We start from the raw sequence: 25,066 nt of genomic DNA on the forward strand, positions 1-25,066 counted from the left end.
CCATGAATCACTGAAAAAGGCCTCGCGCGGCCTTGTGCAGTTTTCACCAAGACTTCACACACAGCGCCATTGCTTCACAGATGGTCCGCAAACTCGCGGACGCCAACAAAAACACAGTGGGAGCGTCCATGCTTCAAGTCGCCAATCGAAAACTCGCGTCGTTCAGCGACGTGCTCTTCACCGGACTGGGCCGCGTGCTCGGCTTTCTGCGTCCGGTGGCCCGTGGGCTCATCGGTTCCTGGCGACCACCGGGCTGGCTGCGCATCGCGGGCGCATTCCTGCTCTTCGGACTGCAGTGGCTGCAGCAGCGGCTGGCCTGGCTGGTGTTGCTCCTGCTGCTCGTGCTGGCCGGCTGGATGGCCAGCCCCCATGTGATCAAGTGGTGGCACGGCCTCACGCCCGATCGCGTCGAACCCGTCGTCGCCACCGCGAAGACCGAGCCGCCGCAGCGCACGCAGATCGAGCTCGACAGGGGCCCGAACCCCTTCGTCATCAATTTCTCGGCCTCGGTGGCGCCCATTGCGCGCATCGGCCAGGAGGCCACCGGCGTCACCATCGAGCCCGCCATTGCCGGCCGCTGGACGTGGACCAAGCAGAACCGGCTCGAATTCCTGCCCGCGCAAGACTGGCCTATCGGCCAGCCGTACAAGGTGCAGATCGCCGACAGCGCACTCGCACCGCACATCGAGATGGCCCTGCGCAAGTACGAGTTCACCTCGCCCGAATTCACCGCGCAGATCAACGCCGCAGAGTTCTATCAAGACCCGGTGCAGGCCAATGTGCGTCGCGCGCTCTTTCAGGTGCACTTCTCGCACCCCGTGAACACGGCCGAGTTCGAAAAGCGCCTGGTGCTGACCTACGACCAGCCCTGCAGCTCCTCTTTCTTCAGCGTGGGCAAGTGCGCGAGCGAGAAGTTCACGGTCAGCTACGACAAGCTGCGCCTCAACGCCACCCTGCAATCAGAGCCGCTGCCGATTCCCGAGAAGACTCGCCCGGCGATTCTCAGCCTCACCTCCGGCACGGTCGCGCAGAAGGGTGGCCCGGCGCTGCGTGCCGACATGTCCCGCGCGGTCGACATCCCCGGCCTCTTCAGCCTGAGCATCGCCAGCATCGAACCCACCATCGTCACCGGCGAGAACGGCGAACCCGAGCACGTGATGCACGTCAGCGCCTCGATGCCCGTGCACGAGCGCGAAATGGCGCGCGTGGTGCAAGCCTGGCTGCTGCCCGCGACTGAAGAAGCCAAGGGCGACCCCGACGAGAAGTTCGACTGGTCCGCCGATCCGTCGAAGGTCACCGATGCCGTGCTGCGCCGCGCCAAAAAGATAAACCTCCAGCCCATCGCCAGCGAGCGTGAAGTGACCGAGATGGTCAGCTTCCGCATGCCACAGGCCGAGGGCAGTCGCTACCTGCTGGTGCGCGTGGCCAAGGGCCTGAAGACGCCCGGCGGCTACCAGCTCGGCGCCGCACGGCAAGACGTGCGCCTGCTCAAGACCTTCGCGCCCGAGCTCACCATCATGAGCCAGGGCTCGCTGCTCGCACTCTCGGGTGAGCGCAAGCTGCCGATTCTCGTGCGCGACCTGCCCGGCATCCGCCTCGAAATTGGCCGCCTGTTGCCGCAGCAGTTGCAGCACCTGGTGACGCAGACCAACGGCGACTTCTCGCATCCGCAGTTCTACGGCGGCCTGCAGTCGGACAACCTCGTCGACCGCTTCCAGAAGGAGATTCCGCTCAGCATTCCCGCCGGCAAGGCGCATTACGAAACCGTCGACTTCGCCGAGTACCTGCGCAACGACGTGGCCGACCGCCGCGGCGTGTTTCTGCTCAAGGTGCAGGGCTACGACCCCAAGGCGAAGAAGAAGCCCGAGGGCGATGAGCAGCAAGCCCAGCCCGAAGACGAACAGCAGCAGGAAGAACAGTCGTCCGACGAAGAAGGCAACGGCGAAGGCGGCAGCCCCGAGCAGCAGCTCGACCAGCGCCTCGTGCTTGTCACCGACCTGGGCATCGTCGCCAAGAAGTCGCTCGACGGCACGCGCGACGTGTTCGTGCAGAGCATCGCCAACGGCCAGCCCGTGGCCGGTGCGCTGGTTGAGGTGTGGGGCCGCAACGGCATGATCGTCGCGTCGCAGGCCACGGATGCGACGGGCGCTGCCAAGCTGCCCAACCTCGCCGGCTACCAGCGTGAGAAAGCGCCCGTGGTGCTGGTCGTGCGCAAGGACGGCGACCTGAGCTTCCTGCCCTTCAACCGCAACGACCGCACGCTGGACATCTCTCGCTTCGACGTCGGCGGCCTGCGCGCGGCCGGCGTGCCGAACCAGATGACGGCCTACGTCTTCAGCGACCGCGGCATCTACCGCCCCGGCGACACCATGCACATCGCGATGATGGTCAAGGCCGGCAACTGGGGCAACTCGCTGCGCGACCTGCCGCTCGAAGCCGAGATCATCGATGCGCGCGGCCTCAGCGTGCGCCGCGAAAAGCTCAAGCTCGGCCCCGGCGGCGCGGCGGAAATCGCCCACACCACGCAAGACACATCGCCCACCGGCAACTACACCGTCAATCTCTACCTGCCGCGCGAATCGTCGCCCGGCACGCCCGAGGTCGAAGGCCTGCTGATCGGCAGCACCACCGTGAAGGTGCAGGAGTTCCTGCCCGACCGCACCAAGGTCACGGCCAAGCTCAGCAGCGAAATCGCGGAGGGCTGGGTCAAGCCCAAGGACCTGAAGGCGCTCATCGACGTGCAGAACCTCTTCGGCACACCAGCGCCCGATCGCAAGGTCGAAGGCACGCTCACGCTGAGCCCCGGCTTCCCGGTGTTCCGCGCCTTCACCGACTACGCCTTCTTCGATCCGCAGCGCGCCGCCGACAAGCAGGTCGACGACCTGGGCAGCGTTCAGACCAGCGCCGACGGCAAGGCCGAATTCGACCTGCGCTTGTCGCGCTTCGACGCCGCCACCTACCAGGTGCACGTGCTCGCCAAGGCCTTCGAGCCCGAGGGCGGGCGCAGCGTGTCGGCCGAGGCGCAGACGCTGGTGAGCGACATGCCCTACCTCGTCGGCGTGAAGGTCGACGGCGACGTTGGCTATGTGAGCAAGGGCGCCGCGCGCAACGCCACCGTGATCGCCATCGACCCGCAGGCGAAGAAGACGGCCGTGGCCGACCTGAAGATCGAGCGCGTGGAGCGCAAGGTGCTGTCGGTGCTCATCAAGCAGGACAACGGCTTGTACCGCTACGAGTCGCGCCGCAAGGAAGTCGTGCTCGACGAGAAGCCCTTCGCCATCGCCGCGGCCGGCAACAACGTGGCGCTGGACACAGGCGCGCCTGGCAACTTCGCCTATGTGGTGCGCAACGCGCAGGGGTTGGAGCTCAATCGCGTGGAGTACAGCGTGGCGGGCAATGCCAACGTATCGCGCTCGCTCGACCGCAATGCGGAGCTGCAGCTCACGCTCGACCGCAAGGACTACGAGCCGGGGCAAGAGATTGCGGTGAGCATCCGCGCGCCGTACGTGGGTGCGGGCCTCATCACCATCGAACGCGACAAGGTTTACGCGCACGCTTGGTTCAAGACCGACAAGACCGCCTCGGTGCAGAAGATCGTGCTGCCCAAGGACTTCGAGGGCACTGGCTACATCAACGTGCACTTCGTGCGCGACCCGGCTTCGGACGAGGTCTACATGAGCCCGCTGTCGTACGGCGTCGTGCCCTTCGCCACCGCGCTGACCAAGCGCACCGCCAACCTGCAGCTCACCAGCAGCGAGCTGGTGAAGCCGGGGCAGACCGTGAAGATGAAGCTCACCAGCGACAAGCCCACGCGCGCCGTGGTGTTCGCGGTGGACGAAGGCATCCTGCAGGTGGCGCGCTACAAGACGCCCGACCCGCTGAAGCACTTCTTCCAGAAGCGCGCGCTCGAAGTCGGCACGCTGCAGACGCTCGACCTGATCCTGCCGGAGTTCAAGAAGCTCATGCAGGGCGCCGCACCCGGTGGCGACGGCGAGGGCGAACTCGGCAAGCACCTGAACCCGTTCAAGCGCAAGCGCGACAAGCCGGTGGCCTACTGGTCGGGCCTGGTCGACGTGAACGGCAGCCGCGAGTTCAGCTACACCGTGCCCGAGAGCTTCAACGGCAGCCTGCGCGTGATGGCCGTGGCCGTGAACGACGAGACCACAGCCGCCAAGACCACCCGCACCGTGGTGCGCGGCGATATGGTGATATTGCCGAACGCACCGCTCGCGATGGCGCCCGGCGATACGGTCGAGGTAGGCGTGGGCCTTGCGAACAACATCGTGGGCTCGGGCAAGGAAGCGCCCATTGCACTCACGCTCACCGCCTCCGGCGGGCTCGAAGTGGTGGGCGACGCCACGCAGACGCTCAAGGTCAACGAGCGCGGCGAAGCCAGCACCAAATTCAATGTGCGCGCCAAGCCGGGAGAACAGGCGGTGCTGGGATCTTCTGCGCTGGTGTTCACATCGACGCACAAGACCTTCAGCGCGCGCCTGTCCACCGAAGTGAGTGTGCGGCCCGCGTCGCCCTTCGTCACGCTGGTGCAGGCCGGCAGCTTCCAGCGCGCGGGCGAGCTGTCGAGCCAGGCCGACCTGTACCCGAACTTCCGCCAGAGCGACGTGGCCGTGTCCGCCGCGCCGTGGGCCTTCGCGACCGGCCTCATGCAGTACCTGGAGGCGTACCCGCACGGCTGCACCGAGCAGATCACGAGCCAGACCTTCCCTGCCGTGCTGCTCGCGGGCCGCCCCGAGCTGGTGAAGGAGATGGCGCGCGGCCGCACGGCCGAGCAAGGCCCGATGCCTGAGGCGCGCAAGACCTTCGAGCGCTACCTCGTGCAGCTGCGTGCACGGCAGACGGCCGACGGCGGCTTCTCGCTGTGGCCCGGCGCCGGCACCGATGCATTCGCCACGCTGTACGCAGTGCACCTGCTGGTCGAAGCCAAGGACCACAAGCTGCCCGTGCCGCAAGACCTGCTGCAGAAGGCCAACGCCTACCTGCAAGGCTGGCTCGGCAGCGGCGACGCATCGCTCGACGGCTGGCGCCAGCGTACGCAGGCAGCCTACCTGCTGACCCGCCAGGGCATCATCGCGCCGGCCGCGCTGGCCAACCTGCGCGAAGCATGGCGCAGCAAGCAGACGCAGGGCTGGAGCGACGACCTCGGTGCCGTCTACCTTGCCGCGAGCTACCAGCTCGTGAAGCAGGAGCAGGTGGCCAACGAACTGCTGAACCCGGTGTGGTCCGACCTGCTCGCGCGCACCGAGAAGAAGCAGCGCCGCAATGTCTGGGGCGCCTACTACGACCCGCTGGTGCACGACAGCATGACGCTGCACCTGGTGGGCCGCCACTTCCCGTCGCGCCTGAAGACGCTGAAGCCCGCGGTGTGGGAAGGCATGGCGGCGATGGTGCGCGACGGCTGGTACAACAGCCTGTCGTCGGCCTCGATGCTGCTCGCGGTCGACTCGTACTTCGAGGCCGTGGGGCAGAACGTCGAGGGCAAGCTCACGGCGAGCGCCGTCAACGTGCAAGGCCAGGCCGCAGCGCTCGCGCTGGGTGCGGTGAACCCGATCACGCGAGCCGCGGTGCCGACCGGCACGGCCAAGCTGAAGCTGTCGAACGACAGCGACTTCAACCTGTACTACAGCTGGGCCGAACAGGGCTTCGAGCGCAACGTGCCCGCCACGGCGGTGAACAAGGGCCTCGAAATCTTCCATGAAGTGCTCGATGCCAAGGGCAACCCGATCACCAAGGCCAAGCTCGGTGAAGAGGTCACGGTGCGGGTGCGCGTGCGCAGCCTGGAGCGCGCGCAGCTCAACGACGTGGCGCTGGTCGACGTGCTGCCCGGTGGCCTCGAGCCGGTGCTGCAGGCCGTGGGCGATGACGACGATGCCAACGCCGACGCGCCCATCTGGAAGAAGCGCCTGGGCGGAGGCGGCTCGTGGAAGGTGCAATACGCCGACATCCGCGAAGACCGCGTCGTGTTCTACGGCAGCGTCAACAAAGACCTGCTCGAAGTGACCTACAAGGCACGCGCCACCAACGTGGGCGACTACGTGGTGCCGGCAGCGTACGGTGAGGCGATGTACGACCGGCGCGTGTTCTCGCGCTCGGCGGGTGCGCGCTTCCAGGTCGTCGGCAACTGAGGCAAGGCAGGCTCGCCATGCGCATCGGCATCGCGTCTGCACGAAGAAGGCTGCGCAAGCCCGCGCTGTGGGCGCTGGCGGCTGTCTTCGTGCTCGCGCTGCTGCGTCTGTGGCCGCATGCGGCGCTGAGCGAAACCGTCGGCAGCTCCCGCGCCGTGTATGCGCAAGGCGGCGAGCTGCTGCGCCTCACGCTCGCAGGCGACGAGCAGTACCGCCTCTGGGTGCCGCTCGATCGCATCTCGCCCACGCTGGTCGACGCGGTGCTGCTGTACGAAGACAGGCGCTTCTATGCGCACCCCGGCGTCAACCCCGCCGCGCTGGCGCGCAGCGCCTGGCGCATTGCCAGTGGCGAGCGCAGGCAGGGCGGCTCCACGCTCACGATGCAGCTCGCGCGCCGCGTCTACGGCATCGACAGCCGCACGCCCACCGGCAAGGTCGCGCAGATCTTCGCGGCGCTGTGGCTGGAGGCGCGCTTCAGCAAGCACGACATCCTGGAGGCGTATCTCAACACCGCGCCCTACGGCGGCAACATCGAAGGCGTGCAGGCCGCGAGCCTCATCTACTTCCGCAAGGACGCCGCGAAGCTCAGCCTGCCCGAAGCGCTGACGCTTGCCGTGATTCCGCAGAACCCCGTCAAGCGCATCGCCGAGCGCGGCCGCAATGCCGAGCTGCAATCTGCGCGCGAGCGCCTGTGGGCGCTGTGGGCCGAGCGCGATCCGACCGCGAAGCAGCACGCGCCCGATGCGCAGCTCGCGCTGTCGGCGCAGTCGCGCGGCAGCCTGCCCTTTCTTGCGCCGCACGCCACCGACATGCTGCTCGCGCAGGAGCGCGGCGTGCAGGAGGTGCGCACTACCATCGACCTGCGCATGCAGGCCACGCTGGAACGCGTGATGGGCCAGTACCTGCGCACGCATGCCGACGTGGGCATGACCAACGCGAGCGCGCTGCTGCTCGACGCCTCGACCATGCAGGTGCGCGCGATGATCGGCTCGGCCGACTTTCGCAACGACGCCATCTCGGGGCAGGTCAACGGCGTGCTGGCCAAGCGCTCGCCGGGGTCCACGCTCAAGCCCTTCATCTATGCGCTGGCGCTCGACCAGGGGCTGCTGCATCCGAAGACGATGCTGAAGGATGCGCCGACCTCCTTCGGCCCCTACACGCCCGAGAACTTCGACCATCGCTTCGCCGGCCCGCTGCCCGCGCAGGAGGCGCTGATCCGCAGCCGCAACGTGCCCGCGGTCGCCGTGGCCGCCAAGCTCTCGAAGCCGGGGCTCTACGACTTCATGCGGCTTGCGGGCGTGCAGAAGCTGCAGAGCGAATCGCACTACGGCCTTGCGCTGGTGCTGGGTGGTGGCGAGGTCACGCCCGAGGAGCTGGCGGGCATGTACGCGACGCTGGCCAATGGCGGCATCTCGCAGCCCATTCGCTACACGCAGCCCGCGCCCGACGAGCGACCCGTGCAGCCGCTGCGCCTGCTGAGCGAGGAGGCGTCTTTCATCACGCTCGACATGCTGCGCCACACGCCGCGCCCCGACACCACGCTGCCCGCGCGCCCCGCCATCGCATGGAAGACGGGCACGTCATGGGGCTTTCGCGATGCGTGGACGGCCGGCGTGTTCGGCCGGCACGTGCTGGTGGTGTGGGTGGGCAACTTCGACGGCACCAGCAACCCCGCGCTGGTGGGCGTCGATGCGGCAGCGCCGCTGTTCCTGCGCATGGTCGATGCGCTGCGCGCCGAGCGGCTCGACCCCGGCGAGGTCGCGTCGCGCCAGCCGCCCGACTTGCGGCAGGTCGAAGTCTGCGCTGCGACGGGCGGCCTCCCCGATGCGCTGTGCCCGGTGCGCACCATGACGTGGTTCATCGCCGGCAAGTCGCCGATCCAGGTCAGCAATCTGCACCGCGCGGTATGGGTCGACGAGACGACCGGCAAGGTGGTCTGCGGCCCGCAGCCCAACGCGCGCCAACAGGTGGTGGAGCAATGGGGCAGCGACATGCGCCGCCTGTTCCGCCAGGCCGGCCTGCCGCGCGCGAGCGCACCGGCCGATGGCTGCGAGAAAGATGGCGACGCACCGGAAAGCGCGCCACTCATCACCTCGCCCCTGCGTGGCGTGCGCCACACACTGCGCGTGAAGAAGCCCGAACCTCTGGTGCTGCGCGCCGAAGCCGCTGCGGGCACGCAGGCGATCTACTGGTTTGCCGACGACGCGCTCATCGGCCGCGCCGCGCCCGGCGAAGGCATCACGTGGATGCCTGACCTCGCGGCGTCGGGCCGGCGTTATGTACTGCGCGCGGTCGACGACCAGGGGCGCGCCGAGTCGCGCGAAGTGACGGTCGACATCGCACCTTGAAGGGATGTCATGGCGGCGTCACGCCCCCTCGGCATGGTCACGCGTTTTCGACTTGAACACTTTCCTGCTCATGACACGTCTTGCCTCCCTGTCCTTCGTTGCCCTTGCCGCTGCACTCGCATGCGGCGCCGCGGGTGCACAGACCGCCTTCCCCGCCACGCTCTCCGGCCACGCCGTGCTGCCTGCGCAAAGCTTTGTGGCCGCGCCCAAGGACGCGCCGGCCGACCTGCAGGTCAGCGGCAAGTTCACGACCGGCAAGCGCGTCGAAGCGGCCGGCACGGTCGAAGGCCTGTCGGGCGGCCGCGGCACGGGCGTGTCGGTGCCTTTCAAGGGCCAGCCCCTGCAGGGCCACTCGGGCATCAAGAAGATGGACGACGGCAGCTTCTGGATCCTCACTGACAACGGTGCGGGCGCCAAGGCCAACTCGCCCGACTTCATGCTCTACCTGAACCACTACAAGGTGGACTTCAAGGGCGGCAAGCTCAATCGCATCAACACCATCTTCCTGCACGACCCCGACAAGAAGGTGCCCTTCCGAATCGTCCACGAAGGCACCAAGCAGCGCTACCTGACCGGTTCCGACTTCGACCCCGAGAGCTTTCAGTTCGCCGGCGGCGCGCTGTGGATCGGTGAAGAATTCGGCCCCTTCCTCATCAAGGCCGACCTGAAGGGCAAGGTGCTCGCGGTGTTCGACACGCAGGTCGACGGCAAGGCCGTGCGCTCGCCCGACCATCCGGCCGTGACCACGCCGGGCGCCCCGGGTGGCGCGGTCGACTTCCAGATCAAGCGCTCCAAGGGTTTCGAAGGCATGGCCTCGTCGAAGGATGGCAGCAAGCTCTATGCGCTGCTCGAAGGCCCGGTGTGGAACGCCGAGGCCAAGGACTACGAAAAGGTCGAAGGCAAGGAAGCGCTGCGCGTGCTGGAGTTCGACGTGGCCACCGAGAAGTGGACCGGCCGTCACTGGAAGTACGTGCTCGAAGCCAATGGCAACGCCATCGGCGACTTCAACATGATCGACGGCACCACGGGCCTCATCATCGAGCGCGACAACGGCGAAGGCACGAGCGACAAGGCCTGCCCCGAAGGCCAGAAGCGCACCGACTGCTTCCACGACATCGCCAAGTTCAAGCGCGTCTACAAGGTCGAGCTGAACGACGCGAACGTGGGCGGCCCGGTGCGCAAGATCGGCTACATCGACCTGCTGAACATCGCCGACCCCGACAAGCTCGCGCGCAAGCCGCTGAACGACGGCGTGCTCAAGTTCCCGTTCTTCACGATCGAGAACGTCGACGTGGTCGATGCCACGCACATCGTGGTCGGCAACGACAACAACCTGCCCTTCTCGAGCAGCCGCGAGCCGAACAAGGCGGATGACAACGAGCTGGTGCTGCTGGAAGTCGGGGCGCTGCTGCAGGCGAAGTAAGTTGCCATAGCCGGAGCGAAAGCCCCGGCTCGCAGGTTGGGTGGCGGGGGAAAGTTTTCTTCAGATGAGTATCATTCTCATCTTCGCCAGTCCTTTTCCCTCTTCATGAATCTCCGAACGACCCCGCCCGCCGTCCGGCGCGCGCCGTGACCATCGGCGTTCGTTATCGCCTAGGCGTGGTCTCTCGCGCAGTAGCAGCCATCTTCGGCGGCTACGGCATCGCCGCCCTGTCCGCCGCCGTGCTCGCGCTCTGCCTGCCCGCCGCCTTCGGCATGGCCCGCAGCGAAGCCGCGATGACCGGCACGCTCGCTTCCTTCGCCATCTTCGCGTTCGCAGTGATGTGGGTTTTTGCCGCGCGCACTGCGCTGCGGGCCTGGTCCGGCCTCGTCATCGTCGCGGCGCCGCTGGCCGCGCTGTTGTTGCTGCTCATGCGCACCACCGGAGGCGCCGCATGAAAGAGGGCTTCCGCCAGTCGATGGCATGGCTGCACACCTGGTCGGGCCTGCTGGTCGGCTGGGTGCTGTTCATGGTGTTCGCGGCCGGCACGGCTTCGTATTTCAAGGACGAGATCACGTTCTGGATGAAGCCGGAGCTGCATGCAGTCGCGCAGAACGCAGTGCCGCCCGTCAAGGCCGTCGAGAGCGCCGTGGCCTATCTGCAGCAACGTGCCGCGGACAGCCCGCGCTGGTTCATCAACCTGCCGAATGAGCGCCAGCCGTCGACCGACGTGCTGTACCTCGCGCCGCCCGCACCGGCCGGCGCAGCAGCAGCTACTGGTGCCAAGCCAGGCGAGAAACCCCGCCGCCGCTTCGACCGCGCCTCGCTCGACCCCGCCACCGGCGAAGCCGTCAGCGCACCGCGCGTCACGCGCGGCGGCGAATTCTTCTACCGGCTGCACTTCGACCTGCACTACATGCCCGCGCTGTGGGCACGCTGGATCGTCGGCTTCTGCGCGATGTTCATGCTGGTGGCGATCTTCAGCGGCATCGTCACGCACAAGCGCATCTTCAAGGACTTCTTCACCTTCCGCCCGAAGAAGGGCCAGCGCTCGTGGCTCGATGCGCACAACGTGACGGCCGTGCTCGCGCTGCCCTATCACCTGATGATCACGTACACGGGCCTCGTCACGCTGATGTTCATGTACATGCCCTGGGGCCCGCAGGTGGCCTACAAGGACCGCGGCGGCGAGCAGGCCTTTTTCTCCGAGGCCTTCCCGGGCGGTGGCCGGGACCAGATCAAGGCCTCGGGCAACAGGGTGCCGCTCGCGCCCATCGCGCCGATGATGGCGCAGGCCTCCGCGCACTGGGGCGGCGCGGCGGTGGGCCGCGTCACGGTGCATCAGCCCAACGACGCCAACGCGGTGGTCTCGCTCACGCGCGCCGAGGGGCCGCAGCTGTCGTACGACCAGCCGTCGATGCAGTTCAACGGCGCGACCGGCGCGCTGATCGGCGCGTTCGGCGACGTGCCCAAGCCGGCGGCCGAGACGCGCGGCGTGCTCTACGGCCTGCACATCGGCCGCTTCGGCGATCCGCTGCTGCGCGCGCTGTTCTTCCTCTCGGGGCTTGCGGGCTGCCTGATGGTTGCGACGGGGCTTCTGATGTGGGCCGTGAAGGAGCGGCAGAAGTTCGCGAAGACGCTCAAGCAGGGCGGGCGCGTCAGCTTCGGGCTGCGGCTGGTCGACGGACTGAATCTCGGCGCCATCGCCGGCCTGCCCGTCGCGATGGCCGCCTTCTTCTGGGCCAACCGCCTGCTGCCGGTCGACGTGGCCGAGCGTGGCGAGGCGGAGATCCGTTGGTTCTTCATCGTCTGGGGCGCGACTGCCGTGCTGGGCCTGCTGCGTCCCACCTTGCGCATGTGGCAGGCGCAGCTTGCGCTGGGCGCGCTGCTGTTCGCGGGGCTGCCGGTGCTCAATGCGTTCACCGGCCCCGCGCCGCTGACGGTGAGCCTGCGCACCGGCCCGACCTCGGTGGCGGGCTTCGACCTGGTCGTGATCGCGCTGGGCCTGGGGCTCGCGGGCGCGGCATGGATCGTGGAGCGCAAGCGGCGCAAGTCGATTGCGAAGCAGGCGGCAGCGAAGACGCAACCACCACCATCGACGCTCGCCACTTCGGGCCAGGGCTCATGACGACGGACTCGCTGCTCCTCGGCCTCGTGTTCGCCGCATCGCTCGCGGGCTTCTGCGCGCTGAGCCTCGCGATGGACCGCCACAGCGAAGACGTCTTCGGCCGCGGCAGCACGCCGGGCCCGTGGCGGCGCTGGCTGCAACTGGGTGGCGCCGCGCTGCTGTGCCTGTCGCTGGTCGCAAGCCTGAGGGCGGCGGGCAGCACGATCGGCTGGGTGCTCTGGCTGGGCGCGCTCACGGCAGCCGCGCTGGCCACGGTGGGGCTGCTCAGCTATGCGCCGCGGCGCTTTCACTGGATCGCATTTGCCGCTGCGTCGGTCACGCTGTGCAGCTCGCTGCTGGCGGCGTCGGTCACGTGATGCGCAGCGCGCCGTGGCGCGAGGCCGGGATCACCTCATGCCGATCTCCCAGCGTCGCCACCACCGCGACCTTCAGCCGCTGCTTCATGCTGCGCGCCGCACCGAGCTGCCGCCCGAGAGCACGCCCTGCGTCATCGGCAACGCCATGAAGTCGTGCGGGAAACCCATCGCCACGGCGCTGGCCGCATCGAGGCGCTGCAGCACGGAGCCGTCGAGCTCCACATCGAGCGCGCCGAGGTTGTCCTCGAACTGCGCGAAAGTGCGCGCGCCGATGATCGGCATCACCGTCGGTGCACTACGGTGCAGCAGCCACGCCAGCGCGATCTGCGCGGGCGAGCGGCCCAGCTCCTTCGCAACCTGCGCGACCACGCCGGCGATGTCGAGCGAGCGAGTGGTCAGCGCGCCGTTGCCTGCGGCCACGTCCTTGCGCGAACCCGTCACGCCTGAATCGGGGTCCTTGCGATAGTCCAGGTCGGCGCGCGTGTACTTGCCCGACAGCACACCGCTGCCCAGCGGCGACCACGCCATCACGCCCAGCCCGAGTTCGTGTGCCATCGGCAGCAGTTCGCGCTCCACGGTGCGCTCGATCAGGCTGTATTCGATCTGCAGCGCCACCAGCGGCGCCCAGCCACGCAGCCCGGCCAGCGTCTGCATGCGCGCGACCTGCCAGGCCGGCGTGTCGGAGATGCCCGCGTACAGCACCTTGCCCGAGCGCACGAGGTCGTCGAAGGCGCGCATCACTTCGTCGAAGGGCGTCAGGTTGTCCCAGATGTGCAGGTACAGCAGGTCGATGTAGTCGGTGCCCAGGCGCTTCAGGCTGGCCTCCACCGAGCGGACCATGTTGCGGCGATGGTTGCCGCCCGCGTTCGGGTTGCCCGGCTGCATGTTGAGCGAGTATTTGGTGGCCACGACCACCGACTCGCGCCTGTCGGCGATGAACTGGCCCAGCAGCCGTTCAGAACTGCCGTTGGTATAGAAGTTGGCGGTGTCGATGAAGTTGCCGCCGCGGTCCACGTACGCATCGAACATGCGGCGCGATTCGCCCGCGTCCGCCCCCCAGCCCCATTCCTGGCCGAAGGTCATCGTGCCCAGCGACACGGGGCTGACGCGAAGGCCGGAGCGGCCGAGGGTGAGGTAGTTGTCGAGCTTCATGGCGAATGTCCTTTCGAGGTGAGATGGCAGCGTTGGCCTGCGACAAAGTTACCTGCCGGGCGTCGTGGAACAAAGGCGTGCCACCTTCAAGCTTTATGAAGCGCCGCTTCAAGAATGGCCGCACTGCGGCGCAATCTGCCCTTTGCCCTGCTCGGCGTCATGCTCACAGTGGCGCTGGTCATCGCAGCGCTGTACCGCGTTGTGCCGCATGCGCAGCTGGCCACTTGGGCCGCAGCCAACGCAGTGCTGACGGCCGCTCGTGGCTGGGGTGCGTGGCGCTACCGCGTTGCAGAAGACGGCGCGGCCCTGCATCGCTGGCGCCGCTGCACGCTGGCAGGCACGGTGCTGCTCGACCGCATCCTGCGCAACCTGGTCGACAACGCCATCCGTCACACGAAGCACGGTGGCGTGCTGGTCGGCTGCCGGCGCGCGGGCAATGCCCTTCGCGTCGAGGTGTGGGACACCGGCCCCGGCATTCCTCCCGAGGCCTGATCAGCGGACCCAGGGCCGCGGTGGCACCGGTGGCGGGATGCGCGGCGGCTGCCCGCCGATGGGCGCCACGGCATTGCCGAGTGAACGGCCGACAGGCACGGCGGGATTGGAAGAAGACACCAGCGTGGGCGTCGAAATTTCGAAGGCGTCGTAGTTGCCCAGCGCCAGCGCGTAGGCGACCAGGTTGGCCAGCTGCGTGGCGCCGCCCTCGTTCGCCGACGGCGGCTTGAGCACCGGCTTGCTGACGGGCTGGTACGGCTTGCCCTTGGGGTTCATGCCTGTCAGCACCTGTCGCGCATCCGCGCGGGCCGTGTGATACGCATTGAACACCACGTCCTTGGCGATATCGACCATGCGTTCCGAGATCTGGTCGGTGTCCTTGTGCATCAGCTCGGCAACGCGCTCGGCACGCACCTGCATGCCTTCCACGTAGGCGTTGATCTTGATGAGCTGCTGGCGCAGGTCGGACGCGGCCATGCGCACCTTGGCCGCCACGCCCGGATAGAGCACGGCGTCGTTCAGGCCGGTGATCTGGTCCGGCATGGAATTGATCAGATTGGCGATGTGCTTGTACTGCGACATGGCCGCTTCCGCGGCGGCCATCGCATCGCGGTCGTCGCGAAAGAGCGCTGCGGCGTCCTCGTTGCCGCGCTTTGCGATCACGCCGTCGGCCTCACGGATGCTCTTGCCGTGCAGGTAGCGGTCGAGGCCGCCTTCGGCCTCGCCGACGATCAGGCCCCCGAGCTTGACTGTGCCAGTCACCACCTGCTTGAGGTACTTGGCGCCGGGCACCGGAATGGCGCCCAGCCCCGCCTTGGCCACGGCGGCAACGCCCTTGAGCACCAGCTTCTGCATGTCGGCGGTGTTGCCGCAGTACTCGCCCAGCAGCATGGTGAGCTTCTTCTTGAACGGCACGCTGAAGCTGTCGTTCGACTTGGCGCGGAAGGCATCCCAGGTCCGCTCGACCAGGTCGGTCTTCTGGACGACGGCCGCGCTCACCACGCCCCAGTCCTTGGTGCGCATCCGGTCAAGGAGCATGCGCACACCTGCCGACATTTCTTTCTCGTAGTACTCGGAGAGGCTCTTTCCGAGTTCGTCGAATCTGGTTTGCGGAATATCAAGCATGTAGAAATCTGGGTGTGTGTTGTGGTGGCGGAACAATCGGCCTCGATGCTAGGCCGGGCTCTTGTGCGGCGCATTGGACCAAAGGCCAATGGCAAGCGCCATAACACAAACTAGCGAGGGCGGCCCAGGAGCCCGGCACGGCGGGCCACGATCACGGCCTGGGTGCGGCTGTTCACCTCGAGCCCGGCGAAGATGGCCGAGATATGCGCCTTCACGGTTCGCTCGGTGGTGCTCAGCCGTTGCGCGATGTCGGCGTTGCGCAGGCCCTCGCGGAACATGGCGTGATCATCGATCAGCAGGATGGTGGGCATGGGCTGGGAAATGACCCGGGCGGGCTCTTGTTAACTGGCTCAGGACCCTACCTGTGCCCTCGGCCAGATGATTATTAATAAAAACGACTTGTTGCGTGGATAGATTGCGCGGGCTGCATCGGACGACCGGTCCGGTTCGTTTGCGTTTTCAATCTTTCCATCCATTTCGCCATGTCGCCCCTTCTGTCTTTCAGCCGGCCCTTCGCCATCACTCTTGTCGCGGCACTCTGCCTCTCGGCATGCGGAGGAGGCAGCGACGGCGGCGCCTCGTTTCCCATCACCGGCACACCGCCGGCAACCACGAATCCGCCCGCCGTCGTGGTGGCTGGCCCGCCAAAGGACCTGGGCTTCACCGACACCGCGCCCGTGCCCGATGCGGTCGCCATCCCACCCTTCGTCGACAACGTCACGACCAACCAGCGCGGCGATGCGCGCTACGCGACCAAGGAAACCAACGCCGGCGTGCGCGTGGTGGCCGGCTTCCTCGACTTCTGGCAGCCCAGCACCCTGCTGGTCGATGCAGGCGTGTCGGCTCCTGCACAGGGCAGCTTTCCGGCAGTCGTTGCATCCACGTGGAGCGGCATTCCGGGCGACGCGACCGACGGCAAGATCCTCAACAGCGGGGTGTTGAACAGCAATATCCAGTACGTCGTCGACGCCACCAATGCGCGCACCAGCGCGCAGGAGCTGGCCGCCTACCTGGACGACCGCCGCGGCAAGGGCTACAGCATCAGTGACGGCATGGGCCCGCTCACGAACGCCTGGCGCGCGGCCACGCAGCAGGTCACCACCATCACCGGCATCGCACCGGACGCCACCACGGTGCTCTATAACGACGGCGGCAACGATGTGGGCGTGGCCGGTGCCGCGAACCCGGCCTTCGGCACGGTGGTCGACCTGCTCAAGAACATCGGCGAGAACGGCTCCACCGAGCCCGCCAAGCGCTTCTACAAATACGCGCGTCCCTGGCGCTGGAGCAGCAGCGTGAAGGTGGTGCCCGCGCTGGAGCCCGCCAAGAGCGGCACGCCCGCCACCGACGGCGGCTTCGTGAGCGGTCACACGGCCGAGGCGGTGCGCGATGCCATCGCCTCCGCCTACGTCGTGCCGCAGCGCTTCCAGGAAATGGTGGCGCGCGGCCTCGAACTCGGAGAGAACCGGATTCTTGCGGGCATGCATTCGCCGCTGGACGTGGTCGGTGGGCGACTGCACGGGCAGGCCGTGGCGACAGCGAGTCTTTCCACCGGCGCCAACGTCGCGCGCAAGAGCGCGGCCTACGCACAGGCGCAGACCGTGCTGATGGCCGCGGTGGGCGCGAGCGATGCAACCGCCTTCAACAATTTCGCCCATTCGCAAGGCACAGCGGCCGACCGCTTCGCCGACCACGCCGCGAGCAAGGCCGACTACCTGCGCCGCCTGACCTTCGGCTTCAAGCAGGTGGCCGATGCGACCAAGCCCGCCGTGGTGCCCAAGGGCGCCGAAGTGCTGCTCGAAACGCGCCTGCCGTACCTCGACGCCACCCAGCGCCGCGTGGTGCTCAAGACCACGGCCGTAGCCTCGGGCTACCCGGTGATGGACGACCCTGAAGGCTGGGGCCGCCTCAACCTGTTCGACGCAGCCGACGGCTATGGCGTCTTCAACGGCGACGTGGTCGTGACCATGGACGCCAGCCTTGGCGGCTTCAATGCGCTGGACAGCTGGCGCAACAACATCTCCGGCGCCGGCAAGCTCACCAAGAAGGGCAGCGGCACGCTCGCGCTCGGCGGCAGCAACAGCTACGCAGGCGGCACGCAACTCGCAGAAGGCACGCTGCAGGCGGATGCCGCAGCGGCCTTCGGCAAGGGCAATGTCTACGTCGGTGGCGGCACGCTGGTCTGCAATGCGCCTTCGGCGGTCACGATGGCGGGCGCCTACACGCAGCTGGCAGGCACGACGCTGCAGCTGAATCTCGGCGGCAATGGTGCCGGCCGCCTGAGCGTGGCCGGCGTGGCCGCGCTGGACGGAACGCTGACCCTGAGCTTCAAGCCCGGCTTTGCGCCCAGCGCAGGCGACACGCTCACGGTCATCAGCAGCGGCGCGCTGACCGGCCGGTTCTCGGCCATCAACGCGCCGGGTTTCAAGGTCACGCCGACCTATACGGGAACGCAACTCGTCGTGCGCTTCGACGCATGAGCTAGCAGCGCGGCGGCCATGGCTTCTTTGTGAAGCCCGTCTTCATAATGGCCGCCATGTCCCCCGAGCTCCTGCCCGCCATTGCCGCCTTCGCCCGCGTGGCGCACCACGCCAGCTTCACGCGCGCCGCGCAGGAGCTGGGCGTGTCGCCCTCGGCCCTCTCGCAGACCATGCGCACGCTCGAACAGAAGCTCGGCGTGCGCCTGCTCGACCGCACCACGCGCCGCGTCGGCGTGACCGAGCTGGGCCAGCAGTTTCTCGAAGGTGCGCAGCCCGCGCTGGCCGCGCTCGCGCAGGCGGTCGAAGGCATCGACGAGGCGCGCGACAAGCCGGCCGGCCTGCTGCGCCTGAATGTCTCGCGCGTGGCGGCCGAGCTGCTCTTCTTTCCGCACTTCGGCGCGTTCGCCGCCGCCTACCCGGACATCACGCTCGAGTTCGTCTGCGACAACCGCATGGTCGATCTCGTGGAAGGTGGCTTCGATGCCGGCATCCGCCTCGGCGAAAGCCTGGCGCAGGACGTGATCGCCGTGCCGGTGGGCGGGCCGGTGCGCATGGTCACCTACGCGGCGCCCAGCTACCTGAAGGGACGCAAGCTGCCGCGCACGCCCGAAGACCTGCGCGAGCACCAGTGCCTGAACTACCGCCTGACCACGGGCGGCATCTATCGCTGGGAATACGCGCAGGACGGGCGCGTGCTGGACGTCGAACTCGCCGGCCCGCTGGTCAGCAACGACAGCGACCTGCTGCTGGCCGCCGCACGCTCGGGCGCAGGCATTGCGACGTCTTTCGAGGGCGCGGTGCGCGAAGACTTTGCAAGCGGCAAGCTGGTGCCGCTGCTGGAGCCCTGGTGGCCGACCTTTCCGGGCTTCTACCTGTATTACCCAAGCCGCGCCCAGATGCCGCGCAAGCTGCGGGTGTTCATCGACTTCCTGCAGGCGAGGCATGCGCCGCCGCCGGTGTCGCAGCGGGCCGTCAAGAACGCGTCGGCACCGCGATCGCGCCAGCCCGCTACAGCTCGCGCACAGCGCGCGGCAACCGCTCGGCCAAAATCGTGACCAGCGAACGGGCTTCGGCCTCGTCGAGCGAAGGCGCGATCCTGAAGGTGCGCTGTCCGTAGTCGAACGCGATCGGTCCCATGCCCGCGCCGAACAGCGGCGGCATCGCGGCGCGTTGATTGCGGAAGACATCGAACGAGAACTCGACGACCCGCAGGCGCGAAATCGCATGGACCGCATAGGCGCGCGTGCGCCCCAGGCCCCAGATTTCGACGCGATGAACCAGCGACCCTTCTTCGACCGAAATCAGTTCGCGGCCGAAGACCTGCCACAACACGCAGAAGAATGCCCATGCACCACCGAGGGTCCAACCCGTGAGCCAGAGCGTGAGGAACCACCGGTCGGTGTCGTGGCGGGTCGGGTGCAGCAGCTGGTTCGCGGCCGTGAACTCGCCGAAGCACCAGCCAGTCAGCCACACGCACATGAAGAGCAGAAGCAGCCAGTGCTTGCGCGCGGGCACCACGGCCCGAAGCCCGCCGCCGGGCGTCGTTTCGATGGCGTAGCGGGCGGCCAGCGGCTGGACGTTCATGGCGTCCGGGCGTCAGGCCCGCATCAGCGCCTCGATCTCGTCCGCCTTCACGGGCACGCCGCGCGAAATGAGCTCGCAGCCGGTGGCCGTGACGATCGCGTCGTCCTCGATGCGGATGCCGATGTTGTGGAACTGCTCCGGCACGCCGTCGGCGGGCCGCACGTAGATGCCGGGTTCCAGCGTCAGCACCATGCCGGGATGCAGGATGCGGCTGGGCCGGTTCTTGATGACCTCGTTGGACAGAGGATCTTTCCGCTCGCTCACCTCGCCGACCTGGGTGGGCTCGACGTAGCTGCCGCAGTCGTGCACGTCCATGCCGAGCCAGTGGCCGGTGCGGTGCATGTAGAACTGGAAGTAGGCGCGCGAGTCGATCACGTCCTGCACGCCGCCGACCTTGTTGGCATCGAGCAGGCCGAAGTCGAGCATGCCCTGCGCCAGCACCTTCACCGCGGCGTCGTGCGGGTCGGTGAAGCGGTTGCCGGCCTTGGTGGCGGCGGCCGCGGCGTCCTGGCTGGCCAGCACCAGGTCGTACAGCGCGCGCTGCGGGCCGCTGAACTTGCCGTCGCCCGGAAAGGTGCGCGTGATGTCGCTGGCATAGCCGTCGAGTTCGCAGCCCGCGTCGATCAGCACCAGCTCACCCTTGCGCACCGGCGCCGCGTCGGCGCGGTAGTGCAGCACGCAGGCATTGGCGCCGGCCGCGACGATGGAGTAGTAGGCCGGGTACTGCGAGCCGCCGAGGCGGAATTCATGCAGCAGCTCGGCGTCGAGGTGGTACTCGCGCGCATCCTTGCCCTCGCGCAGCATGCGGGCCGACAGCTGCATCGCGCGGACGTGCGCACGGGCGCTGATCTGCGCGGCGCGGCGCATGATGTCCTGCTCGTGCGCGTCCTTGATCAGGCGCATTTCGTCGAGCGGGCCGCACAGGTCGCGCTGTTCCTCGGGGCACAGCGCGCCGTAGCGCACGCGGGCGCGCACCGACTGCAGCCAGCCGTCAATGCGGGTCTCCAGGCCCTTGTGGATGGCGAACGGGAACCACACGGTCGAGCGGTTCTCGAGCAGCTTGGGCAGCTTCGCGTCGAGGTCGGTAACCGAGAAGGCCTCGTCGACGCCGAGTGCCGCAGGCGCCGCGTCGGGGCCGAGGCGGTAGCCGTCCCAGATCTCGCGCTCCAGGTCCTTCGGCGCGCAGAACAGCGTGGCCCGGCCGTCGCCCGCCAGCACCAGCCAGGCGTTGGGCTCGGTGAAGCCGGTCAGGTAATAGAAGTAGCTGTCGTGGCGATACAGGAAGTCGGTGTCGCGGTTGCGCGGGCGCTCGGGCGCGGTCGGGATGATCGCGATGCCGTCCTTGCCCAGTTGCGAGGCGAGGCGCGCGCGGCGCTCTGCGTAGATCGTCGTCGTGGAGGCTGCTGCTGAAGTCATCTTGGCGTGGTGTTCAGTTGGGCGAGTCGTTCGGGGGTGCCCACATCGGTCCAGGGGCCGGTGTAGAGCTCGGCGCTCACGAGTTCATTGTCCATCGCGGCGCGCAGGATCGGCGCCAATGGGGCTTTGCGGCCGGCCGGGTTGCCGGGGGGGATGTCGCAGTACGGCGGTGCGAAGAGCGCGGCGCGGTAGAGGCCGATGGTCGAGAAGGTGAACTTCTCGGGCGCGGTGTTGAGCGCGAGGCCGTCCGCCGACAGACCGAAATCGCCCTTGAGGTTGTGCGCCGGGTTCGGCACCAGCCACAGGTGCGCGAGCTTGCCGCTGGCGATGAAACGGTCGACCGAGGCCTGCGAGAAGGCGAAATCCGGCGCGAACACGTCGCCGGCCGCGACCCAGAACACGTCGCCGAACAGAGGCAGCGCACGGATGATGCCGCCGGCCGTTTCGAGTGCGCCGCCGAAGTCGCGGCCCTCGTCGGAGTATGAAATTGATAGCGCAACACGCCCATCCAGCAGGGGAGTCAGGCCGAATCGGTCAGAAATCTGCGCGCCGAGCCAGTCGGTGTTGACCACCAGCTCGGTGAACCCGCCAGCGGCCAGCGCCTCCATCGGCCACTGCATCAGGGGCTTGCCGCGCACTTCGAGCAGGGGCTTGGGCGTGGCGTCGGTCAGCGGCCGCATGCGCTCGCCGCGCCCGGCGGCCAGGATCATCGCCCGCACCGAGGTCACCGCGTTCACGCCGAGACCCGGCCGCGCTGCAGCTCGTTGCGTTCGCTATGAAGGGGCTGGAACAGCGACACCAGGCACTCCATCAGCGCATGTGCCTTGGCCGAATGGTCGCCGCCGAAGTTGCAGACGTACACGTCGAGCGTCACGCCGCGCTGCTCGGGCCAGGTGTGGATGCACAGGTGCGATTCGGCCAGCAGCACCGTGGCCGTGACCCCGCCCGGCCCCTGCGGCGTGGCAGGAAAGGAGTGGACCAGCTTGCCCACCGCCTGCAGCCCCGCGGCCGACACCGCCTTGATGCAGACCGCCCCCAAGGCGGGGCCGTCGGTGAGCCATTGAAGGCCGCATTGGCAGTCGTGAAGGTCGGCGGTGAGGTGCAGCCCATGCATGGGTGGCAACTCTAGCAGTCCGCCCGCCGCACAAGAACATCGGAAGGGTGTTCAGGCCGTATCGGGGCCGGTCTGGGCTCGCCCGGTAAAATCGCGGGTTCTCCCGACCCCAATCCTCCCTTTTCCCTCCGAAAGTCCACCGCACATGGCAAACCACGCCCTGATGGCCAACGCAATCCGCGCTCTGGCTATGGATGCCGTCCAACAAGCAAATTCCGGACATCCGGGCGCACCGATGGGCATGGCCGACATGGCCGTCGCACTCTGGGGCGAACACCTGCGCTACAACCCCGCCAACCCGCACTGGTTCGACCGCGACCGCTTCGTGCTCTCGAACGGCCACGCCTCGATGCTGCTGTACTCGGTGCTGCATCTCACCGGCTACGACCTGCCCATCGGCGAACTCAAGAACTTCCGCCAGCTGCACAGCAAGACCGCCGGCCACCCCGAAGTCGACGTGACCCCGGGCGTGGAAACCACCACCGGCCCGCTGGGCCAGGGCATCACCAACGCCGTGGGCTTCGCGCTGGCCGAGAAGCTGCTCGCCGCCGAGTTCAACCGCAAGGACCACGACGTGGTCGACCATCACACCTACGCCTTCCTGGGCGACGGCTGCATGATGGAAGGCATCAGCCACGAAGCCTGCGCGCTCGCCGGCGCCTGGCACCTGAACAAGCTGATTGCGCTGTACGACGACAACGGCATCAGCATCGACGGCCAGGTCAAGCCCTGGTACATCGACAACGTCGCCGAACGCTTCCACGCCTATGGCTGGCACGTGATCGGCCCGATCGACGGCAACGACGCCGCCGAAGTGTCCAAGGCCATCGCCAAGGCCAAGCAGTCGACCGACAAGCCCACGCTGATCAACTGCAAGACCGTCATCGGCAAGGGTAGCCCGAACCGCGCCGGCACCGCCAAGGCCCACGGCGAGGCGCTCGGCGCCGAAGAAATCAAGCTCACGCGCGACGCCATCGACTGGCACTACCCGGCCTTCGAGATCCCGGCCGAGGTGTACGCCGACTGGGACCACAAGGAAGCCGGCGCCAAGACCGAAGCCGCCTGGAACGACAAGTTCGCCGCCTACGCCACCGCGTTCCCCGAACTCGCCGCCGAGTTCACCCGCCGCATGAAGGGCGAGCTGCCCAAGGACTTCCACCAGGTCGCCTTCGACACCGTGGTTGCCGCCCACACCAAGGCAGAGACCGTGGCCAGCCGCAAGGCCAGCCAGCTCGCGCTCGAAGCCTTCACGGCCGCGCTGCCCGAAATGCTCGGCGGCAGCGCCGACCTGACCGGCTCGAACCTCACCAACACCAAGAGCACGCCCGCGCTGCGCTTCGACGCCAAGACCGGCGCCGTGGTCCGCACCGAGCCCACCGAACAGCACCCCGAAGGCCAGATCGGCCGCCACATCAACTACGGCGTGCGCGAATTCGGCATGGCCGCCATCATGAACGGCGTGTCGCTGCACGGCGGCTACATCCCCTACGGCGGCACCTTCCTCACCTTCAGCGACTACAGCCGCAACGCCATCCGCATGGCCGCGCTGATGAAGCGCCGCGTGGTGCACGTGTTCACGCACGACTCCATCGGCCTGGGCGAAGACGGCCCGACGCACCAGTCGATCGAGCACGCCGCCTCGCTGCGCCTCATTCCGAACCTCGACGTCTGGCGTCCGGGCGACACGGCGGAAACGGCCGTGGCCTGGGCCGTGGCGCTGCAGAACCAGTCGCGCCCCACGGCGCTGCTGCTGAGCCGCCAGAACATCGCCTACGCGGCGAAGTCGGAGCTGGGCGACATCAGCCGTGGCGCCTACGTGCTGTCCGAGCCGGAAGCCGTCGGCCTGAAGAACAAGAAGACCGTGGCCGTGATCATCGCCACCGGTTCGGAAGTGCAGCTCGCGATTGCCGCGCAGAAGCTGCTGGCCGACAAGAAGATCGCCGTGCGCGTGGTGTCGATGCCCTCGACCACCACCTTCGACCGCCAGGACCTCGCCTACAAGAAGGCCGTGCTGCCGAAGAAGCTGCCGCGCATCGCCGTCGAAATGGGCTGCACCGGCGGCTGGTGGAAGTACGGCTGCGCCGCCGTCGTCGGCATCGACACGTACGGCGAATCGGCGCCCGCGCCGGAGCTGTTCAAGTACTTCGGATTCACGGCGGAGAACGTGGCCGCTACGGTGGAAGCCGCATTGCGCGACTGATCGCGCCGGTTCACGACAAACAAGTTTTTCAACCTTAGGAGCAAGTCAGATGGCTATCAAACTCGGTATCAACGGCTTCGGCCGCATCGGTCGCAACGTGCTGCGCGCAGCAGTGCAGAACTTCAAGAACGACATCGAGATCGTTGCCATCAACGACTTGCTCGAGCCCGACTACCTCGCCTACATGCTCCAGTACGACTCGGTGCATGGCCGCTTCAAGGGCGAAGTCACGGTTGAAGGCAACACGCTGATCGTGAACGGCAAGAAGATCCGCCTGACGCAGGAGCGCGACCCTGCGCAACTGAAGTGGAACGAAGTCGGCGCCGACGTCGTGCTCGAATCGACCGGCCTCTTCCTCACCAAGGAAACGGCGCAGAAGCACATCGACGCGGGCGCGAAGAAGGTCATTCTGTCGGCACCGTCGAAGGACGACACCCCCATGTTCGTCTACGGCGTGAACGACAAGAAGTACGCCGGCGAAGCCATCGTCAGCAACGCAAGCTGCACCACCAACTGCCTGGCCCCGCTGGCCAAGGTGCTGAACGACAAGTGGGGCATCAAGCGCGGCCTGATGACCACCGTGCACGCTGCCACCGCCACGCAGAAGACCGTGGACGGCCCGAGCAACAAGGACTGGCGCGGCGGCCGCGGCATCCTGGAAAACATCATTCCTTCGAGCACCGGCGCAGCCAAGGCCGTGGGCGTGGTGATCCCCGAGCTCAACAAGAAGCTCACGGGCATGAGCTTCCGCGTGCCGACCTCCGACGTGTCGGTGGTCGACCTCACGGTCGAGCTGGTGAAGGAAGCCACGTACAAGGAAATCTGCGCCGAAATGAAGGCACAGAGCGAAGGCGCGCTCAAGGGCGTGCTGGGCTACACCGAAGACAAGGTCGTGGCCACCGATTTCCGCGGCGACCCGCGCACCTCGATCTTCGACGCCGAAGCCGGCATCGCGCTGGACGCCACCTTCGTGAAGCTCGTGAGCTGGTACGACAACGAATGGGGCTACTCGAACAAGTGCCTGGAGATGGTGAAGGTCGTTTCGAAGTAAGGCTTCGCGGCTTCAACAAAAAACGCGCCTTCGGGCGCGTTTTTTGTTGGGCTCTTGCCC

18 protein-coding genes are annotated in these 25,066 nt (G+C 67.5%); 11 read left to right on the forward strand and 7 right to left on the reverse strand.

Annotation, left to right across the window (positions count from 1 at the left end):
- Positions 1-128 precede the first annotated feature (128 nt).
- From BLV60_RS13015 to BLV60_RS13040, 6 genes are all read left to right on the forward strand, one after another.
- The gene (locus tag BLV60_RS13015; RefSeq protein ID WP_093055486.1) at positions 129-6,140 is read left to right on the forward strand and encodes an alpha-2-macroglobulin family protein; all 6,012 of its coding nucleotides are present in this window, start codon (positions 129-131) and stop codon (positions 6,138-6,140) included.
- 17 nt (positions 6,141-6,157) lie between these two features.
- Positions 6,158-8,488, forward strand: a complete 2,331-nt coding sequence (gene pbpC / locus BLV60_RS13020; RefSeq protein WP_176928791.1) for a penicillin-binding protein 1C — start codon at positions 6,158-6,160, stop codon at positions 8,486-8,488.
- Between the two features lie 70 nt (positions 8,489-8,558).
- Positions 8,559-9,911 (forward strand): esterase-like activity of phytase family protein, encoded by a 1,353-nt coding sequence (locus BLV60_RS13025; protein ID WP_093055490.1) that lies wholly within the window; start codon positions 8,559-8,561, stop codon positions 9,909-9,911.
- Positions 9,912-10,057: 146 nt separating this feature from the next.
- Entirely contained in the window at positions 10,058-10,366 is a 309-nt protein-coding gene (locus BLV60_RS13030) for a DUF3649 domain-containing protein (protein WP_093055046.1), read from the forward strand.
- Positions 10,363-12,036, forward strand: a complete 1,674-nt coding sequence (locus tag BLV60_RS13035; protein WP_093055047.1) for a PepSY-associated TM helix domain-containing protein — start codon at positions 10,363-10,365, stop codon at positions 12,034-12,036. Before BLV60_RS13030 ends, BLV60_RS13035 begins: the two co-directional genes overlap by 4 nt.
- Positions 12,033-12,392 carry a DUF3325 domain-containing protein gene (locus tag BLV60_RS13040; protein WP_093055049.1) on the forward strand — a complete coding sequence of 120 codons (360 nt, stop codon included), beginning with the start codon at positions 12,033-12,035 and terminating at the stop codon, positions 12,390-12,392. Before BLV60_RS13035 ends, BLV60_RS13040 begins: the two co-directional genes overlap by 4 nt.
- 84 nt (positions 12,393-12,476) lie before the next feature.
- On the opposite strand, the gene BLV60_RS13045 is transcribed toward BLV60_RS13040, so the two are convergent.
- Positions 12,477-13,544 carry an aldo/keto reductase gene (locus BLV60_RS13045; RefSeq protein ID WP_093055051.1) on the reverse strand — a complete coding sequence of 356 codons (1,068 nt, stop codon included), beginning with the start codon at positions 13,542-13,544 and terminating at the stop codon, positions 12,477-12,479.
- 114 nt (positions 13,545-13,658) lie between these two features.
- Between BLV60_RS13045 and BLV60_RS34850 the strand changes: the two genes are divergently transcribed.
- Positions 13,659-14,036, forward strand: coding sequence for an ATP-binding protein (locus BLV60_RS34850; RefSeq protein WP_093055053.1), 378 nt, complete (start codon positions 13,659-13,661; stop codon positions 14,034-14,036).
- On the opposite strand, the gene BLV60_RS13055 is transcribed toward BLV60_RS34850, so the two are convergent.
- Together BLV60_RS13055 and BLV60_RS13060 are read right to left on the reverse strand one after the other, a co-directional pair.
- Positions 14,037-15,074 carry a hypothetical protein gene (locus BLV60_RS13055; protein WP_143062575.1) on the reverse strand — a complete coding sequence of 346 codons (1,038 nt, stop codon included), beginning with the start codon at positions 15,072-15,074 and terminating at the stop codon, positions 14,037-14,039.
- Between the two features lie 197 nt (positions 15,075-15,271).
- Positions 15,272-15,472 (reverse strand): response regulator transcription factor, encoded by a 201-nt coding sequence (locus BLV60_RS13060; RefSeq protein WP_093055057.1) that lies wholly within the window; start codon positions 15,470-15,472, stop codon positions 15,272-15,274.
- A gap of 171 nt (positions 15,473-15,643) precedes the next feature.
- On the opposite strand from BLV60_RS13060, the gene BLV60_RS13065 reads away from it, so the two are divergent.
- Both BLV60_RS13065 and BLV60_RS13070 read left to right on the forward strand, forming a co-directional pair.
- Positions 15,644-17,641 (forward strand): phosphatase PAP2 family protein, encoded by a 1,998-nt coding sequence (locus BLV60_RS13065; protein ID WP_093055059.1) that lies wholly within the window; start codon positions 15,644-15,646, stop codon positions 17,639-17,641.
- A gap of 56 nt (positions 17,642-17,697) precedes the next feature.
- A complete protein-coding gene (locus tag BLV60_RS13070; RefSeq protein ID WP_093055492.1) occupies positions 17,698-18,696 on the forward strand; it encodes a LysR family transcriptional regulator in 999 nt (332 codons plus the stop codon).
- On the opposite strand, the gene BLV60_RS13075 is transcribed toward BLV60_RS13070, so the two are convergent.
- From BLV60_RS13075 to BLV60_RS13090, 4 genes are read right to left on the reverse strand one after another with little or no spacing between them, the layout of a single operon-like run.
- A complete protein-coding gene (locus BLV60_RS13075) occupies positions 18,650-19,225 on the reverse strand; it encodes a hypothetical protein (protein ID WP_093055061.1) in 576 nt (191 codons plus the stop codon). The genes BLV60_RS13070 and BLV60_RS13075 overlap by 47 nt on opposite strands.
- Positions 19,226-19,237: 12 nt before the next feature.
- The gene (locus tag BLV60_RS13080; RefSeq protein WP_093055063.1) at positions 19,238-20,641 is read right to left on the reverse strand and encodes an aminopeptidase P N-terminal domain-containing protein; all 1,404 of its coding nucleotides are present in this window, start codon (positions 20,639-20,641) and stop codon (positions 19,238-19,240) included.
- Entirely contained in the window at positions 20,638-21,351 is a 714-nt protein-coding gene (locus BLV60_RS13085) for a nucleotidyltransferase family protein (RefSeq protein WP_093055494.1), read from the reverse strand. The genes BLV60_RS13080 and BLV60_RS13085 overlap by 4 nt, the downstream gene beginning before the upstream one ends.
- Positions 21,352-21,374: 23 nt before the next feature.
- Entirely contained in the window at positions 21,375-21,755 is a 381-nt protein-coding gene (locus tag BLV60_RS13090) for an S-adenosylmethionine decarboxylase family protein (protein ID WP_093055064.1), read from the reverse strand.
- Between the two features lie 145 nt (positions 21,756-21,900).
- On the opposite strand from BLV60_RS13090, the gene tkt reads away from it, so the two are divergent.
- Complete coding sequence (gene tkt, locus BLV60_RS13095) at positions 21,901-23,955, forward strand: transketolase (protein WP_093055066.1); 2,055 nt, start codon at positions 21,901-21,903, stop codon at positions 23,953-23,955.
- A gap of 49 nt (positions 23,956-24,004) precedes the next feature.
- Positions 24,005-25,006, forward strand: a complete 1,002-nt coding sequence (gap, locus tag BLV60_RS13100) for a type I glyceraldehyde-3-phosphate dehydrogenase (protein ID WP_093055068.1) — start codon at positions 24,005-24,007, stop codon at positions 25,004-25,006.
- Positions 25,007-25,066: the final 60 nt, after the last annotated feature.

Source organism: Variovorax sp. YR634, assembly GCF_900106655.1.
Lineage (GTDB): Bacteria > Pseudomonadota > Gammaproteobacteria > Burkholderiales > Burkholderiaceae_C > Variovorax.